The sequence below is a fragment of the Vagococcus sp. QWL-13 genome, from assembly GCF_058683555.1.
In genome coordinates this window covers 1055975-1075185 of record NZ_CM178746.1, presented here as the reverse complement: position 1 = coordinate 1075185, position 19211 = coordinate 1055975, and the positions used below count along the sequence as shown (strand labels likewise).

General features: G+C 40.7%; 14 protein-coding genes and 1 pseudogene. 4 read left to right on the top strand and 11 right to left on the bottom strand.

Annotation, left to right across the window (positions count from 1 at the left end; translation table 11 throughout):
• Positions 1-154 precede the first annotated feature (154 nt).
• Positions 155-1711: pseudogene (locus AC4PHI_RS05025) on the top strand (IS1182 family transposase); the annotation flags it as partial.
• 116 nt (positions 1712-1827) lie between these two features.
• Here AC4PHI_RS05025 and ftsX read toward each other — a convergent pair.
• From ftsX to AC4PHI_RS04990, 7 genes are all read right to left on the bottom strand, one after another.
• Positions 1828-2715 carry a permease-like cell division protein FtsX gene (ftsX, locus tag AC4PHI_RS05020; RefSeq protein ID WP_492201218.1) on the bottom strand — a complete coding sequence of 296 codons (888 nt, stop codon included), beginning with the start codon at positions 2713-2715 and terminating at the stop codon, positions 1828-1830.
• Positions 2708-3394: a cell division ATP-binding protein FtsE gene (gene ftsE, locus AC4PHI_RS05015; protein ID WP_492201217.1), complete on the bottom strand. Its 687-nt coding sequence runs from the start codon at positions 3392-3394 to the stop codon at positions 2708-2710. The genes ftsX and ftsE overlap by 8 nt, the downstream gene beginning before the upstream one ends.
• Positions 3395-3517: 123 nt before the next feature.
• A protein-coding gene (gene prfB / locus AC4PHI_RS05010; protein ID WP_492201216.1) for a peptide chain release factor 2 occupies positions 3518-4619 on the bottom strand; the annotation gives its coding sequence in 2 pieces (ribosomal slippage) (positions 3518-4546 and positions 4548-4619; 1101 coding nt in all).
• Positions 4620-4696: 77 nt separating this feature from the next.
• Positions 4697-7225 carry a preprotein translocase subunit SecA gene (gene secA / locus AC4PHI_RS05005; protein WP_492201215.1) on the bottom strand — a complete coding sequence of 843 codons (2529 nt, stop codon included), beginning with the start codon at positions 7223-7225 and terminating at the stop codon, positions 4697-4699.
• Between the two features lie 221 nt (positions 7226-7446).
• Positions 7447-8004: a ribosome hibernation-promoting factor, HPF/YfiA family gene (hpf, locus tag AC4PHI_RS05000; protein ID WP_492201214.1), complete on the bottom strand. Its 558-nt coding sequence runs from the start codon at positions 8002-8004 to the stop codon at positions 7447-7449.
• 131 nt (positions 8005-8135) lie between these two features.
• Positions 8136-8516 carry a ComF family protein gene (locus AC4PHI_RS04995; protein WP_492201213.1) on the bottom strand — a complete coding sequence of 127 codons (381 nt, stop codon included), beginning with the start codon at positions 8514-8516 and terminating at the stop codon, positions 8136-8138.
• Between the two features lie 277 nt (positions 8517-8793).
• Complete coding sequence (locus AC4PHI_RS04990) at positions 8794-10164, bottom strand: ATP-dependent helicase ComFA (RefSeq protein ID WP_492201212.1); 1371 nt, start codon at positions 10162-10164, stop codon at positions 8794-8796.
• A 159-nt stretch (positions 10165-10323) separates the two neighbouring features.
• Between AC4PHI_RS04990 and AC4PHI_RS04985 the strand changes: the two genes are divergently transcribed.
• Positions 10324-11241, top strand: coding sequence for an alpha/beta fold hydrolase (locus tag AC4PHI_RS04985; RefSeq protein WP_492201211.1), 918 nt, complete (start codon positions 10324-10326; stop codon positions 11239-11241).
• 59 nt (positions 11242-11300) lie between these two features.
• On the opposite strand, the gene AC4PHI_RS04980 is transcribed toward AC4PHI_RS04985, so the two are convergent.
• Positions 11301-11825 (bottom strand): hypothetical protein, encoded by a 525-nt coding sequence (locus tag AC4PHI_RS04980; RefSeq protein WP_492201210.1) that lies wholly within the window; start codon positions 11823-11825, stop codon positions 11301-11303.
• Positions 11826-11966: 141 nt separating this feature from the next.
• Here AC4PHI_RS04980 and AC4PHI_RS04975 point away from each other — a divergent pair, with 141 nt between their 5' ends.
• Positions 11967-12599 carry a YigZ family protein gene (locus AC4PHI_RS04975; protein ID WP_492201209.1) on the top strand — a complete coding sequence of 211 codons (633 nt, stop codon included), beginning with the start codon at positions 11967-11969 and terminating at the stop codon, positions 12597-12599.
• A gap of 191 nt (positions 12600-12790) precedes the next feature.
• On the opposite strand, the gene AC4PHI_RS04970 is transcribed toward AC4PHI_RS04975, so the two are convergent.
• The 3 genes from AC4PHI_RS04970 to AC4PHI_RS04960 all read right to left on the bottom strand — a co-directional run bounded on the left by AC4PHI_RS04970 (position 12791) and on the right by AC4PHI_RS04960 (position 18343).
• The gene (locus AC4PHI_RS04970) at positions 12791-13081 is read right to left on the bottom strand and encodes a hypothetical protein (RefSeq protein WP_492201208.1); all 291 of its coding nucleotides are present in this window, start codon (positions 13079-13081) and stop codon (positions 12791-12793) included.
• A gap of 119 nt (positions 13082-13200) precedes the next feature.
• Positions 13201-13905: a GntR family transcriptional regulator gene (locus AC4PHI_RS04965; protein ID WP_492201535.1), complete on the bottom strand. Its 705-nt coding sequence runs from the start codon at positions 13903-13905 to the stop codon at positions 13201-13203.
• Between the two features lie 238 nt (positions 13906-14143).
• Positions 14144-18343, bottom strand: coding sequence for an acyl-CoA dehydratase activase-related protein (locus AC4PHI_RS04960; protein ID WP_492201534.1), 4200 nt, complete (start codon positions 18341-18343; stop codon positions 14144-14146).
• A 239-nt stretch (positions 18344-18582) separates the two neighbouring features.
• Between AC4PHI_RS04960 and AC4PHI_RS04955 the strand changes: the two genes are divergently transcribed.
• Positions 18583-19194: a TetR/AcrR family transcriptional regulator gene (locus tag AC4PHI_RS04955; RefSeq protein WP_492201207.1), complete on the top strand. Its 612-nt coding sequence runs from the start codon at positions 18583-18585 to the stop codon at positions 19192-19194.
• Positions 19195-19211 lie beyond the last annotated feature (17 nt).

Sequence of the window (19211 nt, the reverse complement as noted above, 5' to 3'; positions counted from 1 at the left end):
GTACATCCCTTAAACAAGAGGTTGACCCATAAGTCCTCATTCAATGCAAAAAGGAACGAAATCTTTTTATGATTTTGTTCCTTTTTTTAGCGATAAAAATAGCACTTCCTTGTATAATTAAAGTACCAACCATAACCAAAAGGGAGTGCTATCTATGTACAAAGATTATAACATGAATCAAGTCACTTTATCACTAGATTTAGAAATTTATTTGGAAAAGGGTGACATCGCTTTTGCAATCAATGAACTTGTAGAAAGCATGCCAGAAAAAGCCTTCTCGGTTTTTGACCATCAGATGGGTGCAACCTCTTATCATCCTAAAATGATGTTGAAGTTGATTTTGTGCGGTTACACGCAGTCTGTTTTTTCTGGCAGAAGAATTGAAGCGCTAGCTAAAGACAGTATTCGCGCTCGCTGGCTGACACAATCCCAGCAACCCAATTTTAGAACGATTAATCGGTTTCGTGTACATCCTCAGATGCAAGTGTTATTAGAAGAATGCTTTATTCAATTCCGAAACCTTTTGGTTTCCCAGAATCTTATCGAAACAGATGCCATCTTTATTGACGGTACTAAGTTAGAAGCCAATGCCAATAAATACACATTTGTCTGGAAAAAAAGCATTGAAAAGTATGAAGCTAAGTTGACAGAGAAATCAAAAGAGATTTATCAACAACTCGTGAAGGAAACCATCATTCCTTCTATTTGTGATGAAGACAAAGACCTTTCAGACAAAGAGTTTTCAAAAATCATCACGGCATTAGAAACAAGTGTAGAAAATTTGACTCAAGAAATTGAGACCTCTGACTGCGCTAAAAAACGAAAACAACTACGCTCTCAACGAAAGGCACCTAAACAAGCCTTGAAGCAATTCTCTGATTTTAAAGAACGTCAGTCACGGTATGTCCGTCAAAAAGCTATTTTAGGTGAGAGAAATAGTTACTCCAAAACAGATCACGATGCCACTTTTATGAGAATGAAAGAGGATCATATGCGCAATGGGCAACTAAAAGCAGGTTACAATGTCCAAATTGCGACCAATCAACAATATGTCCTAGCTTATGACATCTTTCCGAATCCTACGGATACGAGAACTTTAGTTCCTTTTTTACGGACCATAGAAAATACCTATTTTGATTTACCCGACTATATTGTGGCAGATGCCGGTTATGGTAGTGAAGAAAACTATGAAACTATTGTGGATGGCTTTGAAAAAACACCTTTGATAACCTATGGGATGTACCGCAAAGAGAAAAAGAGAAGTTTTAAAAAGAATCGTTTTAATCCTTTGAATTGGCGGTATGATGAGTTAAGAGATACCTATTTATGTCCCATTGACCGTGAGGTCCCGTTTAAACGTTATGCCAATCGTATAGATAACTATGGCTACCAACGACAATTAAAAATATACGAATGTCTTTCTTGTGAAAACTGCCCAGTTCGTTCTCAATGTACCAAAGCGAAGTCGGGTCGTAATAGAATGATTCAAAAAAACGGCAATTGGGACTATTTTAAAGCTTACGTTCAGACACTTCTGAAAGACGAACGAACAGGCAAATTATATGGTCAAAGAAAAATAGACGTAGAACCAGCCTTCGGAAATCTGAAGGCTAATTTAGGCTTCACTCGATTTTCAGTAAGAGGTAAAGATAAGGTGAGAAACGAATTAGGTTTTGCATTTATGGCGGTTAATCTGAGAAAGTTAACTGCCTATCAGCGGAAGAACCTCTTAAATAAACAAAAAAATAAGGGAACCAAAATCTTTTTATTGATTTTGGTTCCCTTTTTACTATTTTTGAGACTTATGGGTCAGCCTCTTGTTTTCTATTATATTTTCAAAAATCTTCTCATAGATAAAATAGAACCTAGCGACCCAATAACCACACCCACTGTTACCATGGCAATATTCAATGCCAAAACCAGTTCAGACGGCGAGATCAAAGAATAGCTTGCAGAAGGTAAAAAGTTTTTAGTAATGATTTCATAGGCTTTTGAATAGGTGACTGTCACCAGCAGTATGGGAATAACAGAACCCAATAAGCCGATCCAAGCTCCTTCAAGGAAAAACGGCCAGCGGATAAAACCGTTCTTGGCTCCAACTAAACGCATGATCTGAATTTCTCTTTTACGGGAAATAATCGTGATTCTAATGGTGTTGGAAATCAAGAAAATAGCCACAAACAACAGCAATCCAGTACCTATTAATCCCCATGTGCGGACATTTTTGGAAATATCCATTATTTTATCAGACGTCAGACCGCCATAATTTGCTTCTTTTACGAAAGTCAGCTTTTCTGCTGCTTTTTGAATTTTTTTGATATCCTCAGGTGTCTTGGCACTTACGATAAAGACATCATAAAGGGGATTTTCATCTTCTTCAAATGTTTTAAATGTATCTCCTAATTTCTCAACCAGTTTTCTGTATTGCTCATCACTGCTTGAAAATTCAACTTTTTCCACATTTGGCAGTGCCCTTAGCTCTTGCTCTAACTCATCTATTTCAGCTTTTTCTGTCCCGATGTCGATAAAGACAGTCACATCAACAGCAGATTCAATATCCTGAGCTAATTTTGTCACATTGAGGATTACAGACAGGAACACTCCCACCAGTACCAAAGTGACTGTTACGGCACTGACTGAAGCCAAGGTCATCCATCCGTTACGTTTTAAACTTTTTAAACTCTCGCCGATATGACGGAAGAAAACTCTAATCATCGTATCCGTACTCCCCTTCCGCCTGGTCTCTGATAATTCGTCCATTTTCGATGGCAATTACACGATGACGAATCGTATTTACTATCGTACTGTTGTGTGTCGCCATGACGACTGTTGTTCCTTGGGTATTGATTTTCTCCAATAATTTCATGATTTCCCATGAGTTTTCCGGATCCAAATTCCCTGTCGGTTCATCAGCAATCAGCACTTTCGGTGTATTGACGATTGCTCTGGCGATGGCCACCCGTTGCTGCTCTCCACCAGATAATTCTGAAGGAAACACTCTAACTTTGTGACGCAATCCGACTAAATCAAGAACTTCCATCACTCGACGTTTGATTTCCCGCGGGCGTTTGCCGATTACCTGCATCGCATACGCAACATTTTCATAAATCGTCTTTTGATACAATAATTTATAATCTTGAAAGACGATGCCTACTTCCCGTCTCAAATACGGTACATTCTTGTTCTTGATTTTCAGCAAGTCATAACCGACAACATTTAAATTTCCTTTTGTCGCTTTTTCCTCACGATACATCAATTTTATAAATGTAGATTTCCCAGCACCACTCGGTCCCACCACATAAACAAATTCTCCTTGATCAATCTTCACAGAAAGATTTCGAACAGCGGTCGTACCATTTGAATACTTTTTGGTTACATCCTTCATCTCTATCATTTAGCATTCTCCTACCTTTAAATACTCGTTCGACATCTTGTATTATATCACTATGTCATTGTAAATCATCTTACATTTCATTACAATTATGTTTCACTTTCACCTTTTTGCCGGGACTGCCTCTCAAGACAAGCCCATTCGCAAGTACGCATCTATAAAACCATCGATTTCTCCATCCATTACAGCTTGCACATTGCCGACTTCGTAATTGGTTCGGTGGTCTTTTACCATAGAATAAGGATGGAAAACATAAGAACGAATTTGAGAACCCCAGCCGATTTCTTTTGTTTCTCCGCGTATTTCTGCTTCTTCTGTCGCTTTTTTCTCAAGTTCCAGCTGGTACAGCTTGGCTTTCAACATGCCCATCGCCTGTTCCCGGTTTTTCAACTGGGAACGTTGCGCTTGGCTTGCTACGACGATGCCTGTGGGAATGTGGGTAATGCGAACAGCGGACTCGGTTTTGTTGACGTGCTGTCCTCCTGCCCCGCTAGCACGATACGTATCCACCTTTAAATCATCGGAGTTGATTGTGATATCAATGTCATCATCCAATTCAGGCATCACGTTGATGGAACAAAAAGATGTGTGACGTCGGCTGTTGGAATCAAAAGGTGATATCCTCACTAAACGATGGACACCGGTTTCGGATCTTAAATAGCCGTACGCATTAAAGCCTTTAATCAATAACGTTGCACTCTTTATCCCCGCTTCATCTCCACCGGAATAATCCAAAACTTCTACCTGATAATTATGTTGACCGGCCCATCTGGTATAAAGGCGTAAAAGCATGTCGCCCCAATCTTGAGACTCTGTGCCTCCAGCACCGGGATGTATTTCCATGATGGCATTGTTTTTGTCATAAGGTTCATCCAAAAGCTGTGAAAGTTCATAGGCAGCCAGTTTTTCATCAAAAGCTTGTTTCCGTGACAGCAGTTCTTCCAAAATTTCCTGATCATTTTCCTCTTGCAGCATTTCTAACAAAACGTTCAAATCTTCTTGCTCAGACTCTAAAGCTTTGAAATTTTCGAAGGTTTCTTTTAGTTCATTAGACTGGGAAATAATTTCCTGCGCATTTTTACTATCGTCCCAAAAATCAGGTAAACTCATCTGATACTCAAAATTAGCAATTTGCTCTTCCAAACTATCCAGGTCAAAGGGACCTCCTAAAATCTTGAATTTTTTGATTGGATTTTTGCAAATCATTTTTTATTTCACTAAGTTCCATACAATCATTCCTTTCACCTTTTCAAAACGAAATGCGACTAGGAAAAGTCCTATGTCGCATCGTTTATAAACCCTTAATTAGGCTTGTTTGCCATGACAATTTTTGTATTTCTTGCCGCTGCCGCATGGACAAGGTTCATTACGGCCCACTTTTTCTACCCGCACAGGTTGGGGTTTGTGGTCCCCGCCGCTGACCTGTCCTTGTTCTTCAGTAGGGCGTACGGCTTCACCTGTAACCACTTGTTCACGTTGAACATTTTGTCTGATTTGAGCCTTCATGTATAACCTAGTTACATCGTGGTCGATTGCCCCAACCATATTGTTGAACATTTCATAACCTTCCTGCTGATATTCAACAAGTGGATTGTTCTGACCATAAGCACGGAGACCAATGGATTCGCGCAACTGGTCCATGGCATCGATATGGTCTGTCCATTTCTGGTCAACCACTCGCAGGATGACAACTTTTTGGAACTCCAACAGCTGTTCCGGTCCATTGAGCTGGGCTGATTTTTCATCAAAGATTTCTTTTGCCTGAGCAAATAAGAATGTCTTCATTTCTTCTGGAGATTTATTTTCGATGTCACTTAGATTAATAGCATCTTCATGGACAAGTGCTGAACGGGCAAAATCAAGAATCCCTTCCAAGTTCCAGTCTGTGCGTTCTTCAGCTTGAGTGTGATCGGTCACTATCCGGTCAATTGTCCGTTCAATCATCCCAAGTACCACATCATTTAAAGTCTCATCTGCCATGATGACTTGGTTACGCTGGGCATAGATAACTTCCCGTTGTTCACGCATCACATCATCATACTGCAAAATATTTTTCCGCGTGTCATAGTTGTTTCCTTCAACACGTTTTTGCGCACCTTCCACTTGTTTCGACAACATCTTGCTTTGAATAACTGCATCGTCTTCTTCGATTTTGAAGCGATCCAGCATCACTTTTACCCGCTCTGAACCAAAACGACGCATCAAGTCATCTTCAAGAGACAAGTAAAACTGTGTCACACCCGGATCACCTTGACGTCCGGAACGTCCTCTGAGCTGATTGTCGATACGGCGGGATTCATGACGCTCTGTTCCGATAACGGCCAAGCCGCCTAGCTCCACCACACCAAATCCAAGCTTGATATCTGTTCCCCGACCTGCCATGTTAGTGGCGATGGTAACAGCACCTTTTTGCCCGGCATTTAAGATAATCTCTGCTTCTTTAAAGTGATTTTTAGCATTCAGTATTTCATGGGGAACTTTTTCTTTTTGCAATAATTGAGACAAATATTCAGAAGTCTCAACGGCAACGGTCCCCACTAAGATTGGCTGTCCATTGCGATGTCTTTCTTTAATATCTGCAACCACTGCTTTAAATTTACTTTCCAATGTAGGATACAGCAAATCAGGGCGGTCGTCACGTATGATTGGTTCATTAGTCGGGATTTGAATGACTTCCATATTGTAAATTTCACGGAATTCTTCTTCTTCAGTCTTTGCTGTCCCTGTCATACCAGCCAATTTTTTATACATCCGGAAATAGTTCTGGAAAGTAATATTTGCCATGGTCTTTGTTTCGTCTTCGATTTCAACTGCTTCCTTGGCTTCAATGGCTTGATGGAGTCCGTCAGAGTAACGGCGTCCGTCCATAATACGTCCTGTGAACTGGTCTACGATCATAACTTTACCGTCTTGCACAACATAGTCGATGTCTCGCAGCATGATATAGTTTGCCCGCAATGCATTGTCCAAATGATGGGTCAACGCCGTATTATCAATATCATACAAGTTTTCCAAACCAAAATTTTCTTCTGCCTTGGAAATTCCCTCTTCAGTCAGAGCGATGGTTTTTGACTGAACGTCTATCTTGTAGTCTTCCTCATCTTTTAACCGTTTGATGAAATTATCTGCCCGATTATAAAGTGCCGTGGATTTTTCGGCTTGTCCGGAAATGATCAAAGGTGTTCTCGCTTCATCTATCAGAATCGAGTCTACCTCGTCAACGATGGCATAATTTAGCGGTCGTTGCACCATTTGCTCCCGGTAAACTACCATGTTGTCACGCAAATAATCAAAGCCAAGTTCATTATTGGTGCTGTAAGTGATATCGCAAGCATAGGCGATACGTTTCTCGTCAGAAGATTTCGAATTCAAATTCAAGCCGACTGAGAGACCCAAGAAATTATACAACTCACCCATTTCAGTGGCATCACGTGTTGCCAGATACTCATTGACAGTGACTACATGGACCCCTTCGCCTGTCAAAGCATTTAAATACACAGGCATCGTTGCCGTCAAGGTTTTACCTTCACCGGTTTTCATCTCAGGGATATCCCCGTTATGCAGTACGATTCCGCCCATCAGCTGAACTTTAAACGGGTAGAGTCCTAGCACTCTTCGCGAGGCTTCACGTACAACAGCAAAAGCTTCCACCAATAAGTCGTCCAGTGTTTCTCCTTTTTGATAACGATTTTTGAATTCTTCAGTTTTAGCTTTCAACTGTTCATCAGTCAAAGCTTCCATGGTATTCGCTAAAGCTTCGATTTTGTCCGCTATTTTCTCTAAGCGGCGCAGTTCTTTCTTATCACTCTCAATGATTTTCTTTAGAAAATTCATTTATTTGTCGTTCCTTTCTTCATTTAAACTAATTACTTCTTATCTATTAACCTTTTCAAACGCTAGATATGAATCCATCTTTATCAGTTTAGCACTTTTAAAAAGAAAAGGAAACATTTTTCAATTATTTATCGTACCAGCAAATGAATTATACTGCGGCTTCACAAAAAAAGAAGAGGCAAGTGCGGACACTTTGCCTCCCGTTGGTAAAATAACATGTGTTAATCTGTTTCAATCAAACCGTATTTGCCGTCTTTACGAGCGTAAACGATGCTGATGCCATTTGTTTCTGCGTCTTCAAAGATAAAGAAATTATGGCCGAGCATATTCATTTGAAGGACAGCTTCTTCGCTATCCATCGGTTTTAATGACAGACGTTTCGTCCGGACAATCTCTAATTCATTTTCAGCCACTTCTGTCGAGTTATTGTTTTCGACAAACAGTTGAGCAACTGCTTCTTTCGAAACTTCTCTTTGTTTTCTATTGATTCTTGTTTTGAATTTTCTGATTTGTCTTTCTAATTTATCTACTACCAAGTCAATACTCGCATATAAATCATGAGAGGTTTCTTCTGCCCGCAAAACGATATAAGGTAGTGGAATCGTCACCTCAACTTTAGCATTTTTGTCAGAATAAACTTTTAAATTCACGTGCGCCGTAGATTCTGGAGTGCGATCTTCATCGAAGTATTTTTCTAGTTTGGAAACTCTTTTCTCCACGTAATTCCTAATCGCTTCTGTTACCTCAATATTTTCTCCTCGAATGTTGAATCTCAACATAACACATTGCCCCTTTCGTCTACCATCTAAAAAAGAAACAACAAGCAAAGAATGTTAATTGTCTCTTCTTTAGATATATTATATCTAAGAAGAGACGTAAATACAATTAATCTCATTTAAAAAACCTGAAATTAACGGGCCAAGCTAAAAGTGTGCACGAGCTTTGCCCCGCTGCGATATAGACAATCCACGCCATGAAGCAATGTTCTTCCTGTAGTGTAAACATCATCAACCAGCAAAACTTTTTTTTGAAAAACACTTTGCCCGCTTTTTAATGAAAATAGTTGCGGCATATCTAACCGCTCCTGCCGGGTTTTACTTGATTGAGGCGGAGTATCAAGTGTTTTGACTAAAATATTGCTATATGGCACCTCTGCAAAATAAAGCAGTGCCTCTACTTGATTAAATCCCCTTGTTTGCTGCCGGGCTTTTGAAAGCGGGACGGGAACAATCAAATCATATTTTTGATGTGAGAAAAAGTTTTTTAGTTCCGGATGGAAACATCTTGCCAACTGAAAATCTCCTTTGAACTTGAAACTGTCAAGCCACTCCCCCATCCTGTCGTTATAGTAATATAGACAGTCATGTTGAAGGGGATATTCAGGATATATTTTCTGCCATCTCAAACATTCATCACAAATCTCAGTGTACCCTCTTCTTCTGCATATTTTACATGAGCCCTCTGGAGTCACTTTTTCAAATTTCTTTTGACATCGTTGGCAAATATTGTTTTTTTCTATTGGAAGGAAACAAATCAATTCTTTTAGAGAAAGGTTTTTCCTGATGGCATTACCGCATAATTGGCAGTTCATCTTTCAACAGTCCCCTTTTTACGCTTGCTTCATTCATCTTTTTTATTTGTTCGAGTGTCTGTTTCATTGCAAAAGACCAGCCATCATGGATAAAAAATACAGCGCCTGACGGAAATTCTGCTTTACGACCAGCCCTGCCTGCAATCTGCACCAATGAAGCGGTGTTGAACACTCCATGATTGCTGCCGATGACTATCACATCAATGTTGCTGAAAGTAACGCCCCGTTCCAAAATAGTCGTACATAAAAAGAAGTCATAACTTTCCTGACGCATCTTTTTCACCTTATCATAGCGTTTTTCATCCTCAGAGGAAGCACTGGCAATCCGTTGATTTGGGAAAGCTTTGAGCAATAATTTTTCAGTTTTCTGCAGCAAATCTATCGTCGGCAAAAAAATCAACGTCCTTCTGCCATTTTTTAATTGTTGTAGCAAAAGTTTATGCAGGATTTGGGGCAGTTTATCTGTCATTAATTTCCGATACCATTTCCAAAGCCAGATGATCTCTGGCACCGGCAGAGGGTGACCATGGTATCTGACAGGAATGTGGCTGAGTTCCATATCCTTCGTCCTTACCTGATACAGTAACTCCTTGGTTGGTGTGGCTGTAAGATAAATCATACTCCCGCCTGTTCGCAGGGCTTGGGTCACTGCATACTCCAGCATGGGATTGCCCCGAAAAGGAAACGCATCTATCTCATCAACGATTAGCAAGTCAAATGCCCTAAAAAATCGCAATAATTGATGGGCGGTGCATATCACCAGCTGGCTGTGGCAATAATCTGCCTCCTGTTTGCCATGAAGCAAAGCGATGCTTGTATCAAAAACCGCCTGCAATCTCGGATATAATTCTAAACAAACATCCACTCGGGGACTTGCCACACAAACAAACTTCCCTTTCATAAGAGATTGATGGATAGCTTCAAAAATCATTTCTGTTTTTCCTGCTCCTGTAACTGCGTGAACTAAGATATCCTTCTCTTTTCCCGCAGCATCAACGATTTTTTGTGAGGCTGTCTGCTGACTGGGAGATAGTTTTCCTGCCCAATAGAAATTCGTTTCATTGGATTTTATTTTATTTGTTTGCGTGAGATGGTAAAAAAAATCACCCGCTGTTACTTTTCCCATTACCAAACAAGAAGAACAATAATGCTCGACCAGTCCTAAGCGATTGATTAAAAAATCACTTTCCCTGATTATGTTTCCGCAACGAAGACACTGGTGCTTTCTATCACTTATAATTTTAAATGCCGGCAGTGTATTCATTGCCCCATCCCCAAGGTGAATCCGCAGTTTTTCAGGGATGTCTCTCTTTAGTAATCTTCTGCCGTAAAAAAATTCCTGCCACATGATCTGCTCCTAGGTTTTCATTCTGTATTTGCTTAAATGCCTGTCTACCATCTCATCCTTTAGCACTAAAATACGAAAAAGAAAGACATTTATTTGTTTGTTTTATCTTTTTCTCTTATAATGACAGTAATAGATTATAGATGGGGAGAGTGGCGACAGATGAAGAAACATTTTTCCTTTTTATCCCATAACAATAAAACCAATCTCCATGGTATCGCCTGGATACCTGAGGGAAATCCTCGCGGAGTGCTGCAAATCGTCCATGGCATGGCAGAATATATCGAACGTTACGAGCTGTTGGCAGATTATCTGAATCGAATGGGCTGGCTGGTCGTGGGCCACGATCACCTTGGACATGGGGAGTCAGTGACCAATTCGAAAGACTACGGCTTTTTCGCTAAAAAAAATAGCGATAAAATCCTTGTGGAAGATACCTTTGAGCTCACAACTCTCACCAAAGAAAAATATCCTGGGCTTCCTTATTTTATTCTGGGGCACAGTATGGGGTCATTCATTTTACGCAATTATTTAAAAATATACAGCAACGAGTTGACTGGTGCCATCCTTATGGGAACTGGGGGCTATAAAAAAGAACTTAAGTTGATTTTACCGGTACTCAAACAATTAAATCTACTTGCCCCCAAAAAAGTCAATCCGTCTATGGACAAGTTGATATTCGGAAATTTTCCAAAATCCTTCCCGGAAAAACACTCCTCTTTCAACTGGCTGTCTAAAAACCAACAAAATGTCACTGATTATATGAATGATCCAAAAGCAGGTTTTATTTTTACTAACAATGGTTTCTATACCCTGCTGAAATTGATGGCTTGCGGAACAAAAGAAGGTTGGACGGAACCTATCAATGAGGACTTGGCTGTACTTATTATCAGCGGCGAGCGTGATCCGGTCGGTGATTTTGGCAAGGGTCCGAGAAAAACAGCCGTACAGCTGCAGCAACATGGTGTTCATGATTTAACACTGCACTTATATCACGATTTGCGTCACGAAATTATTCACGAAGAAGAAAAAGATTTAATCATGAGCGACATTGCTGAATGGATGGAAATCCGAATATAAAACAACAGCCTTTGCCGCCAGAATACCATCTGGTGCAAAGGCTGTTGTTGGTATATGTATTAAATATAAGATGATACTGGCAATCCCTGTTCCTTGACGACTTCTAAAATATAGGAGGCCCGGTCGAAAAAATCGGTCGCTGGAAAGAGTTCTCCGTCTCGTTCGATTTGAATGATTTCTTCCAAACGATTCATGCACTCCCCATCAAAGGAAACTTTCTTTTCCGCACCGTCAAGCAATTCCAGTACGATATCTCGATGTCCTGTCAACTTAACTTTATGAGGTTTTTTTAAGTCTATTTTCCGTCTGATTTGAGCAGTCCCTTCGATAAAATAGTGGATCGAACGAGTGGTCCGGACTTCCCCTTGAATCATCCGCTGCTTATCATAGACTTTGTCTGAAGAAGAAGGATAGATGATGCTCATCAATGTTTGCTCCAAGCAATCATTTTTTTGACGCAGCACTTGGAAAATCAGATAGGGAGCCACCACGATTTTTACTTTCCTGATTTTTTTCAGCGAGATTTTTTCGCCATCCGCCAACAAAATATTTTCACCATCAAAGACTTTCTCGATATTTTCCATCACGCTTCAACACCTCAATCCAAATTTAATCCTTAATTATTCTAACGCCGAAACAGAAAATTTTCAACTTTTTTTCATTCTGTTTTTAACTTGCCCAAAATCTGCCTATTGAATATACTAGAATGTAAGCGAGGTGCCCCTATGGAAGAATCTTATATCACCATTAAAGAAAATGGTGTGCATGAAATTGAAATCAGGAAATCACGTTTTATTACGAAACTTGCCAGAATCCAATCAGAAGAAGAAGCAAAAGATATTATTCAAGCCACCAGAAAAGAGCATTGGAAAGCCAACCATCACTGCGTGGCCTATATTTTGGGACAGCATCAGGAGATTCAGCGCAGCAGCGACGACGGCGAGCCTAGCGGAACAGCAGGTGTTCCCATGCTTGAAGTTTTAAAAAAACGTCAGGTCATCAATACATTAGCGATTGCCACGCGCTATTTTGGCGGAATAAAGCTGGGAGCCGGAGGATTGATTCGTGCCTATAGCAGTGCCGTAGCAGAAAGCTTGGATGCTATCGGACTGGTTAAAGGAACATTGCAGCAAGAGCTTTTTATCACTGTTGACTACGCCAGCCACAATGTTTTGGAGTATTTTTTGCGTCAAGAAAATATCAGTATTGCAGAAACAAACTTTACTGACAAAGTGACGGTCACAGTGATGATCGATGATACAGCAGCTGCTGAATTTGAAAAACGGTTGACAGATTTGCTCAGCGGACAATTACAGGTAACATTAGGTGAGAAAAAATATTTTGAACAGCCAATCTAAACAAACCACAGGACCACAAGCTATATTCCATAATAAAAAAAACTGAAAATCAACTGAAATTTAATCGGAGCTTCAAATGTAGAAAAGTAAGTTTTTTGAGAAAATTTTCTCAAAAAACTTACTTTTCTATTTACACTTATTTAATTTTCCCGACCAAAAATGACATAACAACAAATTATTATCGGTACATATTATTTGCCATTGATGTGGTTATCTATGATTTCTTTGATTTTTTCATATTCTTTAGTGATAAAGTATTTTGAAGGAACTTTGATTTCAACAGCTGATGTGTCATTAACAAACGGCACAAAGGGATCAGGAATAATCAAATAATCAGCAGTCTCTCTGTCGTAATAATTCAGAGAAACTTCATAGTAAGGTTCAAAAAATTTCTTTAAACTTTTTTCATTCAGCGGGAGTCCTTGTAACGCTGTGTGTCCTAAAGCATTCGGCATAGTCAGAAAAAAACAGATTTTTTTCATTTAAATTTTCCTCTCCAAATTTTTTCATTTTTCACAAGCTGATTAAAACGACCGGTACATGAAAATAACCTATCACTAGTCTAAAACATAAATCAAAATGAGCCAACAATTCCTCGGCCCTAATATCTTTCTAAAACAAACTCGAACCTGTCTCCCACGTAATAAGACCGCACCAGTTCAAAGGGACGGCCGTCCTCCAAGTAGGTCAGCTGTGTTAACTGAAGCATGGCTTCGCCTTTTTTGATGTTTAAAAATTCGGCTGTCCGCTCTTTTGCAAGGGTGGCAGAAATATTTTGTTTCGAATGGCTGATACGGTAATTTCCTTTCTTCTTCATCGTTTCATAAAAGGACTGGGTAATTTCTTTTTTATTAAAAGTTTTCACCAGCTCATAGGGAATACTCATAATTTCAAAACAAATCGGAAGATTGTCAGCGTAACGCACCCGTTCCATCCTCAAAATTTTATCTCGATGGGATAAATTTAATTTTTCCATTTCATTGGTACTTGGCTGCGTCACAAAATAAGATACCGCCTTACTGGACGGTCTTTTTCCTTGTTCACGGACGATCTGGGAAAAACTAGTCGTTCCTTTTAATGTTTCTTGAACTTTTTTGTCCGCAACGTAGGTACCGGACCCGATTTTTCTTTCCAAAATCCCATCATCAGCCAAGGTCTGAACGGCTTGCCGAAGTGTCATGCGGCTGACGTCAAAACTTATGGCCAAATCTCTTTCAGACGGCAGCTTATCCCCCACTTGCCATTTTCCTTCCTCGATTTCTTGACGCAGCTGATTATATATCTGTAAATATCTTGGTATGGTGATCTCCGACATCATGTTCCACTCCTCTCGCCTTATCATCAGATCTTGTCTCTGGATTTTACTATTGGTCTAAAGATCAAACAGCTTTTCTTCTAGTCGTTGATACTTCTGTATTATAACTGGTATATACCGTATTAACAACTAAATTAGCTGATCTGTTGAAAAAGAGAAAAATCCAATTAAAAGAACCCTTAAAAGTCAGGTTATAAAACCTAAACTTTTAAGGGCAGGTCAACGGCGGCTAATGTTTGCCAGCCTTGACTTCCTCTTCCATTGCTTTGTGAGCGGTGGCCATCATCAATTTGATTCGATTCAGTTGATTGACAATCGAGACTCCCGGATCATAGTCAATAGGAGAAATATTAGCCTGAGGGTATCTGGAACGCAATTCTTTAATCACGCCTTTTCCAACCACGTGATTTGGCAGACAGCCAAAAGGTTGAAGACAGACAATATTAGGAACATCGTTTTTCAGCAACTCGATCATTTCGCCAGTCAAAAACCACCCTTCACCGGTGTGGTTGCCGATGGATAAAATTTTTCCTGCTTCCTCTGCTAAATCGTAAATAGATGTCAAACCGCTGAAACGGGCAGACTGGCGCAATGCTTTGTCCATAGGTTTTTGACATTGTTCCACTGCCTTGATTCCGATTTCTGCCAGCCACTTGCTCTTTCTGGACATGCCCAGATGCTCATAGCGCCAAATATTGTTGTATAAAGAATAAAGCAAAAATCCGGCAATATCAGGTACTACCGCTTCGCCTCCCTCACTTTCAATCACTTTTACAATATCATTATTAGCTACGGGCGAATACTTCACCAAAATTTCGCCTACGACACCAACTTTTGGTTTGATTTCATCAGATAGGGGCAGATTATCAAATTCTGTGATGATTGCTTTCATATTCTTCTGGAATTGACGGAAGGAGCCGGAACGAACACTAGGCTCGATCTTTTTCATCCACTCCCCATGAAGTGCATCCACAGTTCCCGGTTCTAATTCATAAGGACGGGTCCGATAGACCACGCGCTCAAACAAATCACCGTATAAAAAAGCTACGGCAAGACGTTTTAAGAGAGGCAGTGTCAGCTTGAAGCCGGGTTGTTCTTCTACGCCCTTATTCCCCATTGAGACAGAAACTACGGGCACATTGCCAAAGCCGGCATCTGCCAATGCTTTACGCAGCAGCGGAATATAATTGGTAGCGCGGCAGCCGCCCCCTGTTTGGGTCATCATCACGCTGACATTGTCTAAATCATATTGTCCGCTTTCGAGCGCCTTGATGAGCTGACCGATGGAAATGATTGCTGGATAACAGGCGTCATTGTTGACGAATTTAAGTCCAATATCTATGGCACCCGGGTCTTCCGCGGGCAGACACACTACTTGATACCCGGCTTCCTGCAGTGCCACGTCTACTAAACCAGTCTGGTGGATAGGACTAAGCATCGGTAAAAGCAGCGTATGTTTCTTACTCATTTCTTTTGTAAAAATTATCCGGTCGGGCATCTCATATTGTTTTTGCGGAACAAAATCAAGTTTATCCCTTTCCTTGACAGAAGCCTTCAAAGAGCGCAAGCGAATCCGAATGGCACCCAAATTAGAACCTTCATCGATTTTCAGCACGGTGTAAATCTTTCCGTACTGTTCCATGATTTCCTCAACCTGATCGGTGGTCACCGCGTCAATGCCACAGCCAAAAGAATTAAGCTGAACCAACTCCAGATTTGTGGACTTGGCAACCACTCTGGCGGCAGCATACAAACGTGAATGATACATCCATTGATTAACCACTCTCAACTCTCCCACATCTTCCAGATGAGAGATTCCGTCTTCCGTCAGCACATGGAAACCTTCTTGGGTAATCACATTAGCGATGCCGTGATTGATTTCGGGATCGATATGATAAGGACGGCCCGACAAAACGATTCCCTTTTGATTTTTGTGCTTCAGCATGCTCAGCATTTGTTCCCCTTTTTCACGGATATCCTGCTTGAAACTGCTCAGCTCCTCATAACCGTGTGCCACCGCAGCAGTCATTTCTTCTTTAGTAATTCCAAAATCCTTAAAAGATTCAAACATGATTTCGCTGACAGCTTTTTGATTGGCAAGATTGAGAAAGGGATTGCGGTAATCTACTGTTCCTTCACGAATATCATCCACATTATTTTTTATCACATCAGGATAACTTTGAACGATAGGACAATTAAAATGATTGTCCGCCCCGGCAAATTCTTCCTGTTCAAAAATAACCCCCGGATAAAATATCAACGGAACACCTTGATTAATCAAAGCTTGAATATGCCCGTGAGAAATCTTAGCGGGGTAGCAGACCGTATCGCTGGGAATCGTCTCGATGCCGGATTCGTAAAGTTCTTTATCTGATCTAGGTGAGAGCTCTACTCTAAAGCCTAAATCTGTAAAAATTGTATGCCATAATGGATAATTCTCATACATATTCAGCACCCGCGGGATTCCGATTACCCCTCGTGTCTGTTTCGCCATACTCAAGGGACGATACTTGAATAATTTCCGATATTTATAATCCACCATGTTTTCGCGGCGGTCTTCTTTTTGAATTTTTATTTTTGCGCCCCGTTCACACCGGTTGCCGGTGATAAACTGCCTGCCATCTGAAAAAATAGTAACAGTCAGCATACAATTGTTTTCACACAGTCCGCAAACCGTATGCTCATTTTCTGCCGTAAATTTTTCCATTTCTTCCAAGGACAGGATTGATGATACATCGCCAGCTTGATAATTTTCTAAGGCAATCAATCCAGCACCATACGCCCCCATTAGTCCGGCAATGGACGGTCGAACTACCTCCATACCGCTGACCAGTTCAAAAGCCCGCAGCACGGCTTCATTATAGAAAGTTCCCCCTTGGCAGACTATTTTTTCTCCCAGATCCTCTGGCCGGCGAACTTTTATCACTTTGTAAATTGCATTTTTGATAACGGAATAGGACAATCCTGCTGAAATATCTCCCACAGAAGCTCCTTCTTTTTGCACTTGTTTCACTTTGGAATTCATAAAAACCGTACAGCGCGAGCCCAAATCCACGGGTGCCCGCGAGCTTAATGCCAGTTGAGAAAATTCTTCCACACCATAACGTAAAGACTTGGCAAACGTCTCGATGAATGAACCGCAGCCGGAAGAACAGGCCTCATTCAGTTGAATAGAAGTCAGAACCCCTTCTCTTACTTTCATAGCCTTCATGTCTTGTCCGCCGATATCCAAGATGAAATCCACACCTGGATAAAAGCGGTTGGCAGCTTTATAGTGGGCCATGGTTTCTACTTCACCAATATCCAGCTTCAACGCATGTTTGATAAGATGTTCACCATAGCCGGTCACCGCAACTTTTCCGATAAATACATCGTCAGGCATCTGCTGATACAACTCTTGCAAAACAGTCATAGTAGTTTCTAACGGCTGTCCCTCATTATTGCCATAGTGTTGAAATAAAATGGCGCCCTCTTCATCAATGGCAACAACTTTTGTTGTGGTAGAACCTGCATCAATGCCTAGAAAAATCACACCTGAATGAGTCGCCAAACTTCCCATCTCAGCCGAAGCCCGGCTGTGGCGCTGCCTGAATTCTGCCAGCTCCTGTTCCGAATGAAACAATGGTTCCAGCGTGTCTTCCGACACCATAACATTTTCTTCGTCATCATTAATCCGCTCAAGGAGCGTGTCAATCGTAAAACAATTTTCATGTTCCTGACTATCTAAAGCTGCACCGATGGCAACAAATAATTGGGAGTTTTCAGGGAAAATAACATCTTCTTCTTTAATATCCAGGGTTTCGATAAATCGACGGCGAAGTTCGCTCATGAAAAATAACGGTCCCCCTAAAAAGGCGACTTTCCCACGTATTTTTCTTCCTGAAGCCAATCCGGCAATGGTCTGATTCACCACTGCCTGAAAAATACTGGCGGCAATATCTTCTTGTGCTGCCCCTTCGTTAATCAGCGGCTGAATATCCGTTTTAGCAAATACTCCGCACCGAGAAGCAATCGGGTAAATTGTTTGATAATTTTTAGCCAGTGTATTGACACCATTTGCATCTGTTTTCAGCAGGACGGCCATCTGGTCGATAAAGGCTCCTGTGCCCCCAGCACAACTTCCGTTCATCCGTTGTTCCAGCGCACCATCAAAAAAGGTGATTTTGGCATCTTCCCCGCCAAGTTCGATGGCAACATCTGTTTCAGGAATTATTTTTTCTACTGTCTTCGTGCAGGCAATGACTTCTTGAACAAAATCAATTTTCAATAACTCTGCCAAACCCATGCCGCCAGAACCTGTGATTGAAACGGAAAGCTCCTGATCTCCCAAAACACTCTTTGCTTCATTTAGAATTTTTTCCATCGCTTGCTTCACATCTGAATAGTGGCGCTCATATTTTGAAAACAAAAGCTCCAAGTTATCATCCATCACCACCAGTTTCACGGTGGTTGATCCTACATCTATCCCTGCTCTTAACACGAAAGCACCTCAACTTGTTTCTGATTTCACTATATAACCAACATCATGTTGATTATAATACAAAGTGTTTGATATAATCATTTTATACCATGTGAAAGATTTTTCAACAAACAATATGTATCGAAATGTGGGTTAACCAACATTACAGCCCCGTTTGTTGCTTATCCCTTAAAAAAGGAGAATTTGTCATGAAGAAAAAAACGGACCTGCGAGTAATTAGAACTAAAAAAATGATTATAGAGGCTTTTGTCGATTTGAGCAAGACAAAAGAATATGAAGAAATCACCATTCAGGAGATTGCCGATACTGCGATGATTAATCGGGCAACATTTTATGCCCATTTTAAGGACAAGCAAGATTTATACGACCAGATTCTTGACGTCTCGATCAAAGCATTTGCCGATGTTTTAGATGCGGAGAAACTGCTGGCAGGAAATAAAGTCAAATTAAAAAAAATGGAACGGATGCTGACAAAAATCTTTCAGGTTATTCAAGAAAACAAACCCTTTTTTTCTTCCATCACTGATGGCACCGCAACGATTCAATTCCGCCAAAAATTAATCGACCTGCTGTATGACAGATACGAGGAAATTTTTCAAAAGCTGAAAATCACAGAAAATGACATCGAAGTGCCTATAGACTTTATTGTTCAATATATGACCTCTATTTTTTTAGGAACGGTACACTGGCTAGTCAATTATGAAAATGATTTTAAGCCGGATCATATGGCCCGCCTTGTCATAAAACTTGTGGGGAACGGTCACCTGACCGTGCTGGGGATTGAAATTGATCGGGACTAGCTTAGGGGAGATTTACT

Excerpts from the sequence above, each read along its gene's own strand:
- AC4PHI_RS04955 (WP_492201207.1), top strand. The coding sequence starts at position 18,583 with ATGAAGAAAAAAACGGACCTGCGAGTAATTAGAACTAAAAAAATGATT.
- AC4PHI_RS04960 (WP_492201534.1), bottom strand. The coding sequence starts at position 18,343 with ATGGATGATAACTTGGAGCTTTTGTTTTCAAAATATGAGCGCCACTAT.
- secA (WP_492201215.1), bottom strand. The coding sequence starts at position 7,225 with ATGAATTTTCTAAAGAAAATCATTGAGAGTGATAAGAAAGAACTGCGC.
- hpf (WP_492201214.1), bottom strand. The coding sequence starts at position 8,004 with ATGTTGAGATTCAACATTCGAGGAGAAAATATTGAGGTAACAGAAGCG.
- AC4PHI_RS04970 (WP_492201208.1), bottom strand. The coding sequence starts at position 13,081 with ATGAAAAAAATCTGTTTTTTTCTGACTATGCCGAATGCTTTAGGACAC.
- AC4PHI_RS04975 (WP_492201209.1), top strand. The coding sequence starts at position 11,967 with ATGGAAGAATCTTATATCACCATTAAAGAAAATGGTGTGCATGAAATT.
- ftsE (WP_492201217.1), bottom strand. The coding sequence starts at position 3,394 with ATGATAGAGATGAAGGATGTAACCAAAAAGTATTCAAATGGTACGACC.
- AC4PHI_RS04985 (WP_492201211.1), top strand. The coding sequence starts at position 10,324 with ATGAAGAAACATTTTTCCTTTTTATCCCATAACAATAAAACCAATCTC.
- ftsX (WP_492201218.1), bottom strand. The coding sequence starts at position 2,715 with ATGATTAGAGTTTTCTTCCGTCATATCGGCGAGAGTTTAAAAAGTTTA.
- AC4PHI_RS04980 (WP_492201210.1), bottom strand. The coding sequence starts at position 11,825 with ATGGAAAATATCGAGAAAGTCTTTGATGGTGAAAATATTTTGTTGGCG.
- AC4PHI_RS04990 (WP_492201212.1), bottom strand. The coding sequence starts at position 10,164 with ATGTGGCAGGAATTTTTTTACGGCAGAAGATTACTAAAGAGAGACATC.